Source organism: Streptomyces sp. NPDC086549, assembly GCF_044746205.1.
In the GTDB taxonomy this organism is placed as follows: Bacteria; Actinomycetota; Actinomycetes; order Streptomycetales; family Streptomycetaceae; genus Streptomyces.
Window position 1 is genome coordinate 26,052 of sequence record NZ_JBIVBS010000037.1, and the last position, 13,010, is coordinate 39,061.

Here is a 13,010-nt window from a genome sequence, read left to right on the forward strand (position 1 = left end):
GACGCAGGCCACCGAGGCGCCATGGACATGAGACAGGAACCGTCCGCTCGCGCTCCCTTCACCGCAAGTGGTCACGAAACGGACGCCCGCCGACTACGCCGAAGCCCTGCTTGCATCTTGCCTCCCTGGAAGACGAAGCGCTTCCGGGCGGCGATTTCCTCTATAGCGAGCGCAACACGCCACCCTGCCAATTCTGCAGAAGCTTCTGCGGGCCCTGTGGTGGCTGGGGAAAACCGGGGGCGCCGATGACCGGCACGAACGAACGGTAGAGGCCCTACGCACGGTCGAGGCGGCCGCCACTGCCGCGACCATGGATGCCCGCCTGACCCTCAGTCGAGTCACCGACCGTGAAGAAGACGACGAACTTGCCCAGCTTGTTTTCGACAGGGTGAACGGGAGCCACTTGGGTAACGGGAATGAGAGCCACGTTGCTCCATCGGTGAAGGGGATGGAGCGCGACACAAGGCCGTGATCGGCAACGAGAGTGGGAGCCACCCCTATCGGGTGACATCCGGCTGCGCGGGGATGGGGTGGGAGTGTCGGCGGTATCGATCGAGGCCTGGATCGATAGTTGATCCCGGGCCCTTTTGCTCCGTGTCCCTGACAGGTGCGGTTCAGCAGGGCCCGGCTCCGTTAGTACCTGCTTTCGAACCTCCGAGTCGCCGGGACAGGGTGGTGACACCCTTGCTCCGGCGGGGCGCTGGCTGCCGTCCCGCTTGGGTGGCTTCTCCTTGGTGGCCTGCGATAGTCCGGGCCAGTGGCTTACTGGCACCCGGGGCGTGACCAGCGGCGGCAGTGGCACCCGCATCAGCTGGGTGAGCACTCCTACCTGTCGGTGTTCTTCCGCCGTGTCTCCGCCCGACGAGGCGGGAAACGCGCTCTGGTCGCCGTCATGCACAAGATCGCAATCGCCATCTGGTACGTCCTGAACGACCACGCCTCCTACCGCGAACTCGGCGCCGACTACTTCACCCAACGCGACCCCGCCCGCGCCATGCGCCGCATGACCAAGGAAGCCAACAGCCTCGGCCTGACCGTCCGCTTCGACCCCATCACGGCCGCCTGACCTGTACAACGGAGGCCCCCGGGCCGGAGTCCACCTCGGCTATCGCCAGCACGGCCCGGCGGGCACGACGGGGACTGGGCCGATCAGGCGCTGCCGGGCACCGCCTGGCCGAACCCATGAAGGGCCATCAGGGTGACAAGGAAAGCGGTGGTTGTGAGCGTCCGGGGTCGGCGCGCCATCCTCCTGCAGTCTGCCTCCCGAGCGGGTGCACGAGGCACCCGCGCGAAATGCCGTCACTGGCGTGACCGCTGGCTGCGGTGGCACGTGGCAGCCCGAACATGAAAGGCACAGGCAGCTTGCATGGCCATGTCCGCGTGTTTTCTTGACCTGCTCTTCGCGTTCAGACGACGTATCAGACGTGCCCCAGGCCGGCAGCCGTCGAGGAACAACCGGGTCGGAGCGGTAGCGGCCCTGGCCGCGGCGCTCGTGCTGTTCTGCCCCGGCCTCGCGCTGGCCGCCCCGGGCGATCTGGATCCCACTTTCGGTACCGGCGGCAAGGTGACCACCGACTTCGCCGGCGAATTCGCCGGGGCTGAGGGGGTGGCGGTGCAGGCCGACAGCAAGATCATCGCTGTCGGCGCCAGCAACACGACGGGCATCGACATCGACTTCGCGCTGGCCCGCTACAACACCGATGGCAGCCTGGACTCCACCTTCGGCACCGGCGGCAAGGTAACCACCGACTTCGGCGGCAGCCAATATGCCGTCGCGGTGGCGGTGCAGGCCGACGGCAAGATCATCGCTGCTGGCGACACTTACGTTGTCTCGGACGACTCCCACGACTTCGCGCTGGCCCGTTACAACACCGACGGCAGCCTGGACACCTCCTTCGGCACCGGCGGCAAGGTGACCACCGACTTCGGCGACTCCGGGGCTAGCGGGGTGGCGCTGCAGGCCGACGGCAAAATCATCGCCGCCGGCTATAGCGTGGGCATCAACTACGACTTCGCGCTGGCCCGTTACAACACCGACGGCAGCCTGGATTCCACCTTCGGCACCGGCGGCAAGGTCACCACCGACTTCGGCGGCGCCTACGACGAGGCTTTCGCGGTAGCGCTGCAGGCCGACGGCAAAATCATCGCCGTCGGCGCCAGTGGGACGGGCGGCGAAGAGCGCGACTTCGCGCTGGCCCGTTACAACACCGACGGCAGCCTGGATTCCACCTTCGGCACCGGCGGCAAGGTGACCACCACCTTCGGCGACTTCGACGGGGCTCAAGGGGTGGCGGTGCAGGCCGACGGCAAGATCGTCGCCGCCGGCGACGCGAACAACCTCCGCAACTTCTTCGCGCTGGCCCGTTACAACACCGACGGCAGCCTGGATTCCACCTTCGGCACCGGCGGCAAGGTGACCACCGACTTCGGCGGCGCCGGCGACTCCGGGGCTAGCGCGGTGGCGGTGCAGGCCGACGGCAAGATCGTCGCCGCCGGCTCGAGCGTCTCCATCGGCGGCACCGACTTCGCGCTGGCCCGCTACCAGGACGGCGGCAGCATCCCCCAGCAGCCGTCCTTGACCATCGGCAAGAGCCACACCGGGGACTTCACCCAGGGCCGGCAGGGCAACTACACCATCCTGGTCGGCAACGATGGGCCCGGTGCGACCGACGGCAGCACGGTCACCGTGCACGACACCCTGCCGGAAGGGCTCACCGCCGCCGACCTCAGTGGCTCCGGATGGGACTGCACCCCGTCCACCCTCACCTGCACCCGCAGTGACGCGCTGCCCGCCGGGAGCAACTACCCGCCCATCACGCTGAAGGCCGATGTGTCCTGCAAGGCTCCGCCCCAGGGCACCGACACCGCCACCGTCACCGGAGGCGGCGACACCGCCACCCACACCGCCACCGACCCCACCACCATCAAGCCCAACAAACGCTGCCAGAACCACCATCGCCCCCACCACAGGCCCCACCACCTCTGACGGAGCGGAAGGCTCCAAGGCACAGGAACGATCCGCACCGGTGGCCGAACTGCTAACGCAGTGAGTCCGGCCGTACAGCCGCGAAGTACAACAACCACCGCGACCACAGCCGACCGGCATCGGCCACCGGCCCAAGGCTGACCAGCCCAACGGACCTCAGCAACCGCCCCGCCAGCAGTTCGCATCAAGAGAAGCTGTGTCACATCTCCTTTCCGCAGGTCACAGCGATCTGAAGCCAGTGGTGATCCCGTTTGCCGTTCGGTTGGGCGTCGGTGGTCGCCGTTCCGAACGGCAACGGCAGCGTGCTGGTCTTCAGGCGGCTCCGAGGGGGGCTGGCAGCGCTTCGGTCTGGCGGCGGGGTCGGGCCAGGCGGCGGGACATGAGGGTGATGAAGGCCCACTGAATGTGGGCTTCGGCATGGGACATCAGCCGCTCGTAGTCCCTCGCGTTGCGCCGGGCCCGCATCGTCCACGAATTCGACCGCTCCACCACCCACCGCTTCGGCAACAAGACGAAACCCTTGGCGTCCTTGGGGCGGGGAACGACCTTGATCGTGATGCCCAGTGTGTCCTGGGCCCAGGTGCTGAACTCCTCGCCGCCGTAGCCGTTGTCCGCCCAGACCAGGACGATTTCGGGGTGTTCGGCATGGAGGCGGGTCAGCAGGACGCGGGCCGCGTCACGGTCCTGGACGTCGGCGGGTGTGACGAGCAGGTCGACGAGCAAGCCGTCTTGATCAACAAGCAGGTGCCGCTTCCGCCCGTTTATATGCTTGTTCGCGTCGTATCCTCGCGTCGCGTTCGACACGGTTTCCGCGCCCTTGACGGACTGGGAGTCCACAATCACCCGGACCGGCCAGGCGCAGCGCCGGCGGCGCAGCCGTAGCCGTCGACGGAGCTGGTCAAGGATCCGCTTGAGCGCTCCAGCCTTCGCCCAGCGGGCGAAGTAGCCGAATACGGTGCGCCACGGGATGCCGAAGTCTGCGGGCAGCGCGCGCCATTTGGCCCCGTTGTCAGTGATGTACCTGATCGCGTCGACCACACGGCGCCGGGGCCACTTCTCCGGAGCACCGCCTTTGGGCGTCTGGCAGGCGGGGACCGGCAGGAGCGGTTTGAGCAGGGCCCATTCGACGTCGGTGGTGTCGGAGGGGTAGCGGTAGCGGGGCAGCAGCATGACGGTGCAGGGCCGCGACCGGTGGATGGGGCCAACTGTGGGACGGTCGCGGCCCGTTGCCTTCCGTGCTTCGGTTCACTCCAGGCTTGCCAGGAGCTGAAGGGTGGACTCGATCGCACCCATCTGTGCCATGACCGTGCGGATGTAGGGGTCCTCAGGGGTCTTCTTCTGGTGGGGAAGAAGAGTTCCGGCGATGAAGTTCTCGACCCGGTGGTGGACGGCCTCGAAGAACGCACGCTCGTAGCCGATCCACACCTCCGGCGCGCCGTCCAGCATTCGATATCCCCACCGTTTGTCCCAGGTCACGGGCGGAAGGCTCTTCGCCGCCGCGACCTTGCGCAGATGCGCGAGCCCGGTGTGGACCTGCGCGCACGTGCGTTCGGTGGCTGCCATCAGCTGGACGACGGTCAGGCCGGCGGGGCGAGCTTCCAGGAGGGCGCTGAGGATGGCTTCGGCGTGGACGTGAGCGGGGACTCCCCGCCCCATCGCCTACTCACCTGAGCCTTTCAGCAGCTTCTGAAGCTGCTCGTCCAGGTCGACCTCGCCGCGGGTGACCGCGTTCTCGATCCAGTCGGCCGCCGCGCGCACCCGTGCCAGGCCGCGTCCGATGGTGTCGCGCTCGGCGTCGTCGTAGTGCTCGCCGCGCAGGTTCGGCACGATCCTGCCGGCCGTCGCGACGAACTGTGCGCAGGCCGCGACCAGGTCCATGAACTGCGCGCTGTGCTCGATGCGCTGCAACTGCGGGGCGGCCTGCTCGTGCACGAACTGGGCCTGCTGACGGAAGCGGTCGAACTGCGCCTCATTTACGGCGTGCCGAGCGGTGTCATCGGCCATGGCCTTCGAGGCGACCGCAGGACGGCGCAGGAAGTCGGTGGTCACTACCGCCGCGACCGCGTCGTCGGCGGCCAGGTCGTGAATCGCCTCCACCTTCTCCTGGACGCTCTCCGGAGAGTCGACCTTCCAGCCCACCACCCGCTTCGCGCTGTCGTGCGTCCACCTCGCCGGGCCTCCTCGGGGGTGGGGCGGGGGGTTGCTGACCGCCTCGAACCGCTCCTGTTCGTCCGGGATGCTGGCCAGGACCTTGTGGATGGTGTGCGAGACCTCTGCCTGCCGGTGTTCCTTCGGCCAGCGCGAGGAAACCCCCCGGTAGCTGCGGACGGTTGTGTAGGCAAGGCCGACGTCCTCGGCGAACATCCGGATGGACTCGCTGACGGTGAACAGGTCGTCCTTCCCAGACGGGTTCGCGCCCCCATACGAGCGCATCGGCTCGATTTCCACGGCCGCGTCACCGAGACGCCACTGAACGCTGCTCATGGTGGCGACCCAGTCCCGGCCCAGCTTGACCAGCTCGTCGTAGCGTTCCCGGGTCACACTGCCGACCATCGCGGGCATCCGGACACCACCCCCACGGGCCCGGGTGCGACACCCCATATATGCCGCTAACTCGCCCTGGTGCCCGTCCTTTCGCACCATCCGATAGCCTTAGGCCGTCGGAAAGGGCGTGCGGCACCAGAACGTGAAGCTGCCCAGTAGCCTCGGGATACGCGGTCTCATATCCCGCCCGGCTGCGTGCGCCGCCTGTGCCAGGACCGTTTGCGGCAGGCGGGAGAGCAGTACGTTGCCGAGGCAGGACGTTCGACGCCGACCGTCCACGACGTTCCGCAGTCCGGGCAGCTGGCCGTCATACCGGCCTGCACCGCCTCGGTCCTCGCCCGCGCCCGCCGCATCCGCCGCCAGTGCCTGGACCGGCAAGCGGACGAGCAGAACACCGCCGTCGCCTTCGCTGACGGCATGAGCGGACCACCGCACCCGCGGCACAACCGCGGCCCTGCATCGTCGTCCGCGACGGCGACCAGCCGCAGCCGGGGAACACCGTCCCTGCCCGTGCGGCCACCGTAGGGAACGAAGAGAGCCGCCGGGAATCCCCCATCGCACTGGCGATCAACTGTCCCCAGTGTCATGTACGGAGAGTGGCCTCGCCATGCTGGTCAGGCGAGATCGGTCAGGTCCTCCGCGAACACCTGCGACAGAGGCTGAGGTCCCACATACTGCTGGCAGCTGCACTGACCAGCCTCGTAACGCAGCGGCTTCTTGTTCTCATCCCAGGCCACTGGCACCTCGACGCGCTCGTGGCACTGGCCCTGTTTGTCGTGTTTGGCGAGATGGTGCGTGCATCCGCACACTGGCTCCGGAGACTTGTTCGCTGCTTCGACGGCCAAACGTTCCTGTCTCGCCGCCTCCAGCAACTGCAACTTGCGCTCATGCCGATTACGCAGTGCGGTGCGGACGTTGTCAGCTGCCCACGCGAAGCCACCCGTCCAAAAGACGATGAGAACCCACCAGAACCAGTCCATCCGCTATCCCCTCCCCCTGTGATACTGCCGACCAGCATAGATGGCTCATCGGAAGGGCGTTCGCATTGTCATGCAGGCCTCAGACACAGCCTCTCAGCAGACGCACATCTCCTGAGCCGTGAGGCAGGAGAGACCGGGCATGGGCCCCAGGCCCCGGTGCCCGGGCCCACGGTCCGGGCGACGAAGCGGAGTTGCACGGCTATCCCATAACGGTGTAGTGGCCGCGATTCAAGCCGACATGGGCACAAGAACCGCAGGTCACCCGCCTTGAATGCAGTTCGCTGGGTGGGCAACTTGAGGCCCGTTCGCCGGGGCTTGCGCTGCTAGCCCCCCGCTCCCCCACTCTTCGGCACTGTCAGATCCGCTGCCCGCGACGTAAGGGCTGGGACTGCTGCACGCTCCACCCCGCACGCGCACCAGACGCGTCTGCCCTCCGAGCCCGAAGGACCACCGACATGACCACCCGCCCGTCCGCGCGCCGACTCCTCGCCCGAACCGCCCGGTCTGTCGGCGCCGGCAGCCTGACGCTCGCCCTCACGTACTACATCGGCGCCCCCGCGTGGGCCGTCGCGGTATGCGCCGCGGTCGGTACCTTCCTCGGTGTCCTGCCACAGCTGCTGCCACAGGAGTCCGAGCACCGACGTGACGTGTGGCGTGACTGGCTCCGCCACCGCGAGCGCATGGCGCGTCTACAGATCACCGCCGCACAAGCCCCGCCCCCCTCCACGGGGGTAGGAAATGATCAGCACGAAACGTCCGGCTGACCTCACGGAGGCGCCCATGGAAGCAACTTCGAGGACACCCGGCACACCACAGCCGGTGGTCGGGGGACCAGCTGCTGTTCCGGGCCGGCGGCTACTGGTGGGACGGCACCACCTGGTACCGGCCCGGTCAAGTCTGGGACCCGGTCGCGGAGGACTGCGAGCGGCGCAGGGCCCGCGCCGCCGTCACGGTCAGCGCCGCCGATATGCTCGACGGCCGCTCCGAACCGGCCCGCGCGCACCTCGGCAAAGTCCTCACCTTCGACACCGAGGCCGCGGCCCCGGGAAACTGGCTCGACCACCTGGCGCTGTGGGCGAAGCTCCACCAGGAGCGGGACGGTACGCTCCCGCTGGAGCGGTGCGTGGTCGACGTCGCCAGCCCCGAACTGACCGGCGGCCAGCTGCTCGGCCTCCCGGAGATGGCCGAGCTCGGCGGCATCACCGCCTCCACGCTGCGGGCCTACATCTCGCGCGGCAACAGCGAAGTGCCCCAGCCGCAGGCCACGGTCAACGGCCGCGACCAATGGGCCCGCGCGGTGGCCGACGACTGGGTGGAAGCACGCCAGCGCTCCTACGAGGGCGTACGGGCCACCATGACTGCCGGCAACCGCGACAACCTCTCACCCGGCGCCGCCGAGGTCCGCGACCACTTCGCCGACGACTTCCGCAGCCTGCTGTGGGACCGACCGGACGTACGCAAGCGGTGGATCCTGCGGGCACGCAACGAGGACTCCGTCCGCGAGGTCGCCGACGCCCTGGCCTGGGACGTCGCGGTCAGCCTGGACCGCATCCTGCCCACCGACCTCCTGGGCCCGACCATCCTGAGCGCCGTCCTCAACGACTTCGCCGACGCCATCGACATGGACCACAACTCCAAGGCGCGTGCGAAGGACGAGCAGGACGAGGGCGGCTGGTGGCACCTCTACGTCCTGCGCCGGGTCGCGATGATGCTCGACTGGTTCATCCGTCACCACCCGGAATCCGCCCACGGCTACATCGGCGAGATCACGCGCGCGGCCCACGCACGGTGGCAGATCCCGGCACAGGAGACGCTCCGCACCCTTCACCAGGCCGTCGCCCTGGACGGCAAGCTGAGCGAGGAGGCCCAGGAGGCGTTCTTCGCGCTTCTCACCCCGCCGGCGAAGACCGACTGGCTTCGTTCACTTCTTGCGGCAGCGTTTGTTGACGAGTTCCGACGTCGTCGTCCGGCCGAGGACTCCGCGGATCGTCATGAGTTTTGAAGGCACCTGCTGATGCAGCCGAGTCGTGTCGGCGGCTCGCAACAGGGCTGCCACAAGGTTCCAAGATCGCTTGACCTTGCCCCAGCAGGAAGGACAACAGTGTCTCCATAGATCACATGAGCGGGCGTTGTGCGCTCGTCAGCCGGCAGGACGAAGAAGGGGAGTTCGAGTGACGGCGACCTGCGTCATTCTTGATATCGGTGGCGTGCTGGAGATCACGCCGGAAACGGGGTGCGTGCAGCGGTGGGAAGAGCGGTTGGCGCTGCCGCCGGGCACTGTGCATGAGCGGATGCGCGACGTGTGGCAGGCCGGGAGCGTCGGGAGCATCAGCGAACGAGAGGTTCACGAGCAGGTGGCAGCACGCCTCGGGCTCGACGCGTCCCAGGTGGAAGCCTTCATGGCGGATCTTTGGGTGGAATACCTGGGGACGCCTAACGAGGAACTCATCGCTTATGTGCGAGGGCTGCGGGGAAGCTGCAGGCTGGGCATCCTGAGCAACAGCTTCGTCGGTGCCCGGGAGCGGGAGACGGCGCTGTACCACTTCGACGAACTGGTCGAGCAGATCGTGTACTCGCACGAGATCGGTATCGAGAAGCCGGACTCACGTGCCTTCGAGGCCGCATGCGCCAGCCTGGAGGTGCGACCGGAGAGCTGTCTCTTCATCGACGATTTCGCCGTAAACGTTGAGGCGGCCCAGGCGGCGGGTATGCAGGCGCATCTGTTCGAGGACAACGCCACGACGATCGCGCGGATCGCAACTCATCTGGACGCTGGTCCCCGGGTTGCAGGGCGTGTCCCGCTCGGATGACGTCGGCCTGGCCGGCCTTCAGCGGTTGCCGGCCAGGCGGCGAAGCGGTTGGTCAGCCCGCCTCTGCGTGTTCGGCACGGGCTCGGGCTCGATGCTGCCCAGGCAAGAACCCCCGTGCCGTCAAAACTCGGGCTCTGGCTCAATTTCCGTGATCGCGTGGCTGTGAGTGACACCGGCTGGGTAGGCAGCGAGGGCTTTTCCGTATGCGCGTGCTGCCCGGATGTCGACCGAGAGCTGCTGACGAACGAGTCTCAGTCAGCAAGGTCTCTCGCTTCGTAGCTGGCCAGCCCCAGGGCAAGCAGGGGCGGCACCAGTGCGTTCAGATACCACGCCATGTCAGTCATGGCTGGTGCTCCGGAGAGGCTCCGCCGGTCGATCGTCGGGATGAAGGAACAGTGCGATCGGCCAGCACGAAAAAGTAGCTGGCCACCGGTTTCCGCAGTTGAGTGATAGATGCAGACACCGACGTGGTGGTCGACGTTGGCCGGTGAATCCACCAAGGTCAGGACCTCAGCTGCCTGCTCGGTTGAAGCCGACTGCCAGTCGAACAGGTCGTCGTTATTGACCACGTAGGAGATACCAAGTGGTTCCTGCAGCGACCACCCCTCACCGGCCAGAGCCCGCACCACGGCGTCGACGGTGACGGCACGTGCGAACACGAGATCGATGTCGGCGGTTCTGGACATTCGCGGCTCCTGCGGTGAAGTTGATCGATATCAGAAGCGTTTCACGTCTTGGCATCGGTCATGGAGCGAGGAGCACTCTTTTCCTCAGGAGTGCGAAGCCGGCTCGACCGAACATCTGGCGTTTGAGCATCTTGATGCGGTTGACGTGCCCTTCCACGACACCCGAGTTCCAGGGCAGCGTGAGCCCGGCGATGACCGCGGCCCGGTCGCGATCGATGCCGGCGGCGAGGGTGTGGAGACCGGGCAGGTCGTCCTGGCGGACTGCGTCGAGCCACTCGGGCAGCCGTTTGCCCTGTCGCTCGGTGAGGATCTGGGCGAAGGAGCGGACATGTCCGGCGAGGGCTTCCAGTTCGGGACAGTGGGCCATGACGGCCTTGAGCCGGAGCTGATCGACCTCGGAGAGGGAGTCGGGGTGGCGCAGGATCCAGCCGGCGACGGTGCGGGGCGAGGGCGGGGGTGCGGTGCCCGGATCGACCGAAAGGCGTTTGGTGCGGAAGTAGGCGCGAACTCGCTGGTAGCTGCCCTTGTAGCCGAGTGGCACGATCTCCTCCCATACTTTCCAGGCGTTGGTGCAGCCCTCGTTCCAACGGTCGTCCAGGTAGGGCCTGTACTCGTCGAGGACGGAAGGACGGCCCTGCCACTGGCCGTGGAAGAGGTCTTCCGGGGTGGTGGCGTTGGCGAGGAGCTTGACCGTGCGGTAGGTCATCCCGAGCTGGCGTTGGATCGCACGTCGGCTGTGGCCGGCCGCCATCAGGGCGTGGACGGCGGCATGGTTGGACCGGGTTCTGTCGGCGAACCGGTGGCCGGTGGGCCACGGTGAGCCAGTGGGGTCAGCTGGTTCTTCTGGTTCTTTGACCGGTTGGGATGGCTCAGGTGCCATGCCTCGCAGGCAGCCCCGATGGTCGGCGACGCACCGTTCGGCGGCTTCGCTGAGGTTGTGCCACAGGTGCCAGCGGTCCGCGACCTGCACTGCCTGCGGTGCCCCGATGGTGGCGCCTTCGGCGAAGAAGGGAGCCCGGTCCCGGCAGACGACCTCGATCCCTGGCCTCTTGGCCAGCCAGGCGGCCAGGCTCGATGCCTCCCGGTCTGACAGCAGGTCCACCGGCCGTCGCGTTTCGACGTCGACCAGCACTGTGCCGTAGTGCCGGCCTTTGCGCGTCGCGTACTCGTCGACGCCGACCACTCTCGGGGCTGGCAGATCCGGTTCGGGCAGGGCCTCGACGAGCCGCAGCACCGTGCTGCGGCTGACGGACACCCCAAAGACTCCAGCCATCCGAGCTCCCGCCCGGCCGGCCAGGGCGAGGCCGATCGCCGCCAGCGTCGAACGCAGACGCTCGGTCCACCGGCCGTACCTCCGGGTCAATCCCGGCACCTGCTCAACGAACGTCCGTCGCCCACACGAAGCGACGAGGCAGGCGAAGCGACGGACCCTCAGGCAAAGCACCACCCGGCGCCCCGCGCTGGGGACATCCGCAGGAAACCGCAGGTAGGAGCTATGAACCCGGATCGACCAGCTCCCGCAACCCGAACACGCTGAACCGGTCGTTGTGCTGCGGGCCTCGACTCGTATCGTCTCGCTGCTCACGTCCACCGACACCACCGACACGTCCGCGATCGACGGGAACAGCAACTCCTCCAGCCGGAGGCCCACTTCTTCCACGGTCCCGAACTGTCAGGTACCCGAGGTCACCACTGATCATTTTCAGGCGACTTTCAGGAGCCCAACACGACCATGAACCGTGACTCAGCGTGCGCAGGTCACGGAAAATGAGCCAGAGCCCGAGAACGGACAGCACCCGGCCGTCGGCACTCCAGTCGGGCAGGGCGGGTCTCGGAATCAGGGCTTCACGCCGCCGCCGGAGCCGGTTCTGTGGGCCGTCTGCGGCAATGTAACCCGCGTCCGCTTGCGCCTGCTGCCAGGGCACCCACACCACGCTGAACAATCGGCCGGGTCAAGAGGCAGGGACGTGTCTGAGCGGCATCGAGGGGATCGACCGATGGACAGAGCCGGACGTCCGGATCGTAGAGCGCTGCTTGCCGGCGGACTTGTGGGCGCCACGGTCGCGCTTGCGGGGTGCTCATCGACGAGGGCCGCCTCGTCGACTACCAGCGCTTCGCCGGAAGCGCGGCCCACCACGCCCGCCGCGGCATTCGCGAGGCTGATGGAAGGCAACAAGCGCTGGGTGAGCGGAGACCTTCAACACCCAGACCGGGATCCGAACCGGCGTCAGCTCGTGGCCCAGGAGCAGGAGCCTTTTGGGGCGATCCTCTCGTGTATCGACTCCCGAGTGCCGCCTGAACTCCTCTTCGATACCGGCCTGGGTGACCTTTACGTGATGCGCACGGGTGGGGTGGCGGTCGGCCCGGTCGTCACTGGTTCTGTCGAGTACGGGCCTATGACGAGTGACACCCCCCTCATCGTGGTCCTCGGGCATCAGCGCTGCGGCGCCGTCAAGGCGGCGTACAAGTCCCTTCGTGACGGCAAACCGCTGCCCGGCAACCTGCAGGCGATCGTCAAGGCCCTGCAGCCGGCGTACGAGCAGGCAGTCCGGGACGGTGGCGCCGACCCGGTCGAGACCATGGCCCGCGCCCAGGTCGAGTTGACCGCGGCCGATCTGCGCTCCAACCAGGACCTGGCCCCACTCATGGGAAAGGGCGCCCTTGCCGTGGTCGGCGCCTACTACTCGCTCGACAGCGGCAAGGCGGAAGTCCTCGTCGGCGCGCCCTCCTGACCGTCGGACGAGTCGAACGGGCTTTATCAGGTTGGTGACGGGTGACCGGACCGCTCCCCGAGGCGCCCCGAATCAGCTGTCAGTCGGCATCACAGGCAGGGTCGACTACGGCGATGGCGCGGTCGACCCGACGCGCATTCGATGTGGTCCTGCGGCAAGCCGTCGACGAGGCACTGATGAAGCTTCCCCGTGATCTTGGACACTCGATGCTTACGCTACGAGGGCGTGTTCTTGATCCAGACGCTGCCGGGTCTCCAGCGGGGTGAGGTAGC

General features: G+C 67.5%; 13 protein-coding genes. 7 read left to right on the forward strand and 6 right to left on the reverse strand.

Annotated elements, in window-relative coordinates; genetic code table 11:
* Nucleotides 1-757 precede the first annotated feature (757 nt).
* Both ACIPSA_RS49535 and ACIPSA_RS49540 read left to right on the forward strand, forming a co-directional pair.
* On the forward strand, nucleotides 758-1,066 hold the full coding sequence (locus ACIPSA_RS49535; RefSeq protein ID WP_402648420.1) for a hypothetical protein: 309 nt from the start codon (nucleotides 758-760) through the stop codon (nucleotides 1,064-1,066).
* Nucleotides 1,067-1,366: 300 nt separating this feature from the next.
* Nucleotides 1,367-2,986: a calcium-binding protein gene (locus ACIPSA_RS49540; RefSeq protein ID WP_402648423.1), complete on the forward strand. Its 1,620-nt coding sequence runs from the start codon at nucleotides 1,367-1,369 to the stop codon at nucleotides 2,984-2,986.
* Between the two features lie 312 nt (nucleotides 2,987-3,298).
* On the opposite strand, the gene ACIPSA_RS49545 is transcribed toward ACIPSA_RS49540, so the two are convergent.
* The 3 genes from ACIPSA_RS49545 to ACIPSA_RS49555 form a co-directional block, all read right to left on the reverse strand.
* Nucleotides 3,299-4,156 (reverse strand): IS5 family transposase, encoded by an 858-nt coding sequence (locus ACIPSA_RS49545; RefSeq protein ID WP_402648426.1) that lies wholly within the window; start codon nucleotides 4,154-4,156, stop codon nucleotides 3,299-3,301.
* A 75-nt stretch (nucleotides 4,157-4,231) separates the two neighbouring features.
* The gene (locus tag ACIPSA_RS49550; protein WP_402648429.1) at nucleotides 4,232-4,642 is read right to left on the reverse strand and encodes a RacP protein; all 411 of its coding nucleotides are present in this window, start codon (nucleotides 4,640-4,642) and stop codon (nucleotides 4,232-4,234) included.
* 3 nt (nucleotides 4,643-4,645) lie between these two features.
* Nucleotides 4,646-5,548, reverse strand: a complete 903-nt coding sequence (locus tag ACIPSA_RS49555; protein ID WP_402648432.1) for a DUF6192 family protein — start codon at nucleotides 5,546-5,548, stop codon at nucleotides 4,646-4,648.
* Between the two features lie 201 nt (nucleotides 5,549-5,749).
* On the opposite strand from ACIPSA_RS49555, the gene ACIPSA_RS49560 reads away from it, so the two are divergent.
* The gene (locus tag ACIPSA_RS49560; protein WP_402648435.1) at nucleotides 5,750-6,055 is read left to right on the forward strand and encodes a hypothetical protein; all 306 of its coding nucleotides are present in this window, start codon (nucleotides 5,750-5,752) and stop codon (nucleotides 6,053-6,055) included.
* 89 nt (nucleotides 6,056-6,144) lie between these two features.
* On the opposite strand, the gene ACIPSA_RS49565 is transcribed toward ACIPSA_RS49560, so the two are convergent.
* Nucleotides 6,145-6,510: a hypothetical protein gene (locus ACIPSA_RS49565; RefSeq protein ID WP_402648438.1), complete on the reverse strand. Its 366-nt coding sequence runs from the start codon at nucleotides 6,508-6,510 to the stop codon at nucleotides 6,145-6,147.
* A gap of 455 nt (nucleotides 6,511-6,965) precedes the next feature.
* Between ACIPSA_RS49565 and ACIPSA_RS49570 the strand changes: the two genes are divergently transcribed.
* From ACIPSA_RS49570 to ACIPSA_RS49580, 3 genes are all read left to right on the forward strand, one after another.
* Nucleotides 6,966-7,274, forward strand: a complete 309-nt coding sequence (locus ACIPSA_RS49570; protein ID WP_402648440.1) for a hypothetical protein — start codon at nucleotides 6,966-6,968, stop codon at nucleotides 7,272-7,274.
* Between the two features lie 203 nt (nucleotides 7,275-7,477).
* A complete protein-coding gene (locus ACIPSA_RS49575; RefSeq protein ID WP_402648443.1) occupies nucleotides 7,478-8,512 on the forward strand; it encodes a hypothetical protein in 1,035 nt (344 codons plus the stop codon).
* Nucleotides 8,513-8,681: 169 nt separating this feature from the next.
* Entirely contained in the window at nucleotides 8,682-9,320 is a 639-nt protein-coding gene (locus tag ACIPSA_RS49580) for an HAD family hydrolase (protein WP_402648446.1), read from the forward strand.
* A 251-nt stretch (nucleotides 9,321-9,571) separates the two neighbouring features.
* On the opposite strand, the gene ACIPSA_RS49585 is transcribed toward ACIPSA_RS49580, so the two are convergent.
* Both ACIPSA_RS49585 and ACIPSA_RS49590 read right to left on the reverse strand, forming a co-directional pair.
* Nucleotides 9,572-10,006 carry a hypothetical protein gene (locus ACIPSA_RS49585; RefSeq protein ID WP_402648449.1) on the reverse strand — a complete coding sequence of 145 codons (435 nt, stop codon included), beginning with the start codon at nucleotides 10,004-10,006 and terminating at the stop codon, nucleotides 9,572-9,574.
* Between the two features lie 58 nt (nucleotides 10,007-10,064).
* Nucleotides 10,065-11,666, reverse strand: coding sequence for an ISL3 family transposase (locus ACIPSA_RS49590; RefSeq protein ID WP_402648450.1), 1,602 nt, complete (start codon nucleotides 11,664-11,666; stop codon nucleotides 10,065-10,067).
* 502 nt (nucleotides 11,667-12,168) lie between these two features.
* Here ACIPSA_RS49590 and ACIPSA_RS49595 point away from each other — a divergent pair.
* Nucleotides 12,169-12,738 carry a carbonic anhydrase gene (locus ACIPSA_RS49595; RefSeq protein ID WP_402648453.1) on the forward strand — a complete coding sequence of 190 codons (570 nt, stop codon included), beginning with the start codon at nucleotides 12,169-12,171 and terminating at the stop codon, nucleotides 12,736-12,738.
* Nucleotides 12,739-13,010 lie beyond the last annotated feature (272 nt).

Excerpts from the sequence above, each read along its gene's own strand:
- ACIPSA_RS49540 (WP_402648423.1), top strand. The coding sequence starts at position 1,367 with ATGGCCATGTCCGCGTGTTTTCTTGACCTGCTCTTCGCGTTCAGACGA.
- ACIPSA_RS49545 (WP_402648426.1), bottom strand. The coding sequence starts at position 4,156 with ATGCTGCTGCCCCGCTACCGCTACCCCTCCGACACCACCGACGTCGAA.
- ACIPSA_RS49550 (WP_402648429.1), bottom strand. The coding sequence starts at position 4,642 with ATGGGGCGGGGAGTCCCCGCTCACGTCCACGCCGAAGCCATCCTCAGC.
- ACIPSA_RS49555 (WP_402648432.1), bottom strand. The coding sequence starts at position 5,548 with ATGCCCGCGATGGTCGGCAGTGTGACCCGGGAACGCTACGACGAGCTG.
- ACIPSA_RS49565 (WP_402648438.1), bottom strand. The coding sequence starts at position 6,510 with ATGGACTGGTTCTGGTGGGTTCTCATCGTCTTTTGGACGGGTGGCTTC.
- ACIPSA_RS49570 (WP_402648440.1), top strand. The coding sequence starts at position 6,966 with ATGACCACCCGCCCGTCCGCGCGCCGACTCCTCGCCCGAACCGCCCGG.
- ACIPSA_RS49575 (WP_402648443.1), top strand. The coding sequence starts at position 7,478 with ATGCTCGACGGCCGCTCCGAACCGGCCCGCGCGCACCTCGGCAAAGTC.
- ACIPSA_RS49585 (WP_402648449.1), bottom strand. The coding sequence starts at position 10,006 with ATGTCCAGAACCGCCGACATCGATCTCGTGTTCGCACGTGCCGTCACC.
- ACIPSA_RS49595 (WP_402648453.1), top strand. The coding sequence starts at position 12,169 with ATGGAAGGCAACAAGCGCTGGGTGAGCGGAGACCTTCAACACCCAGAC.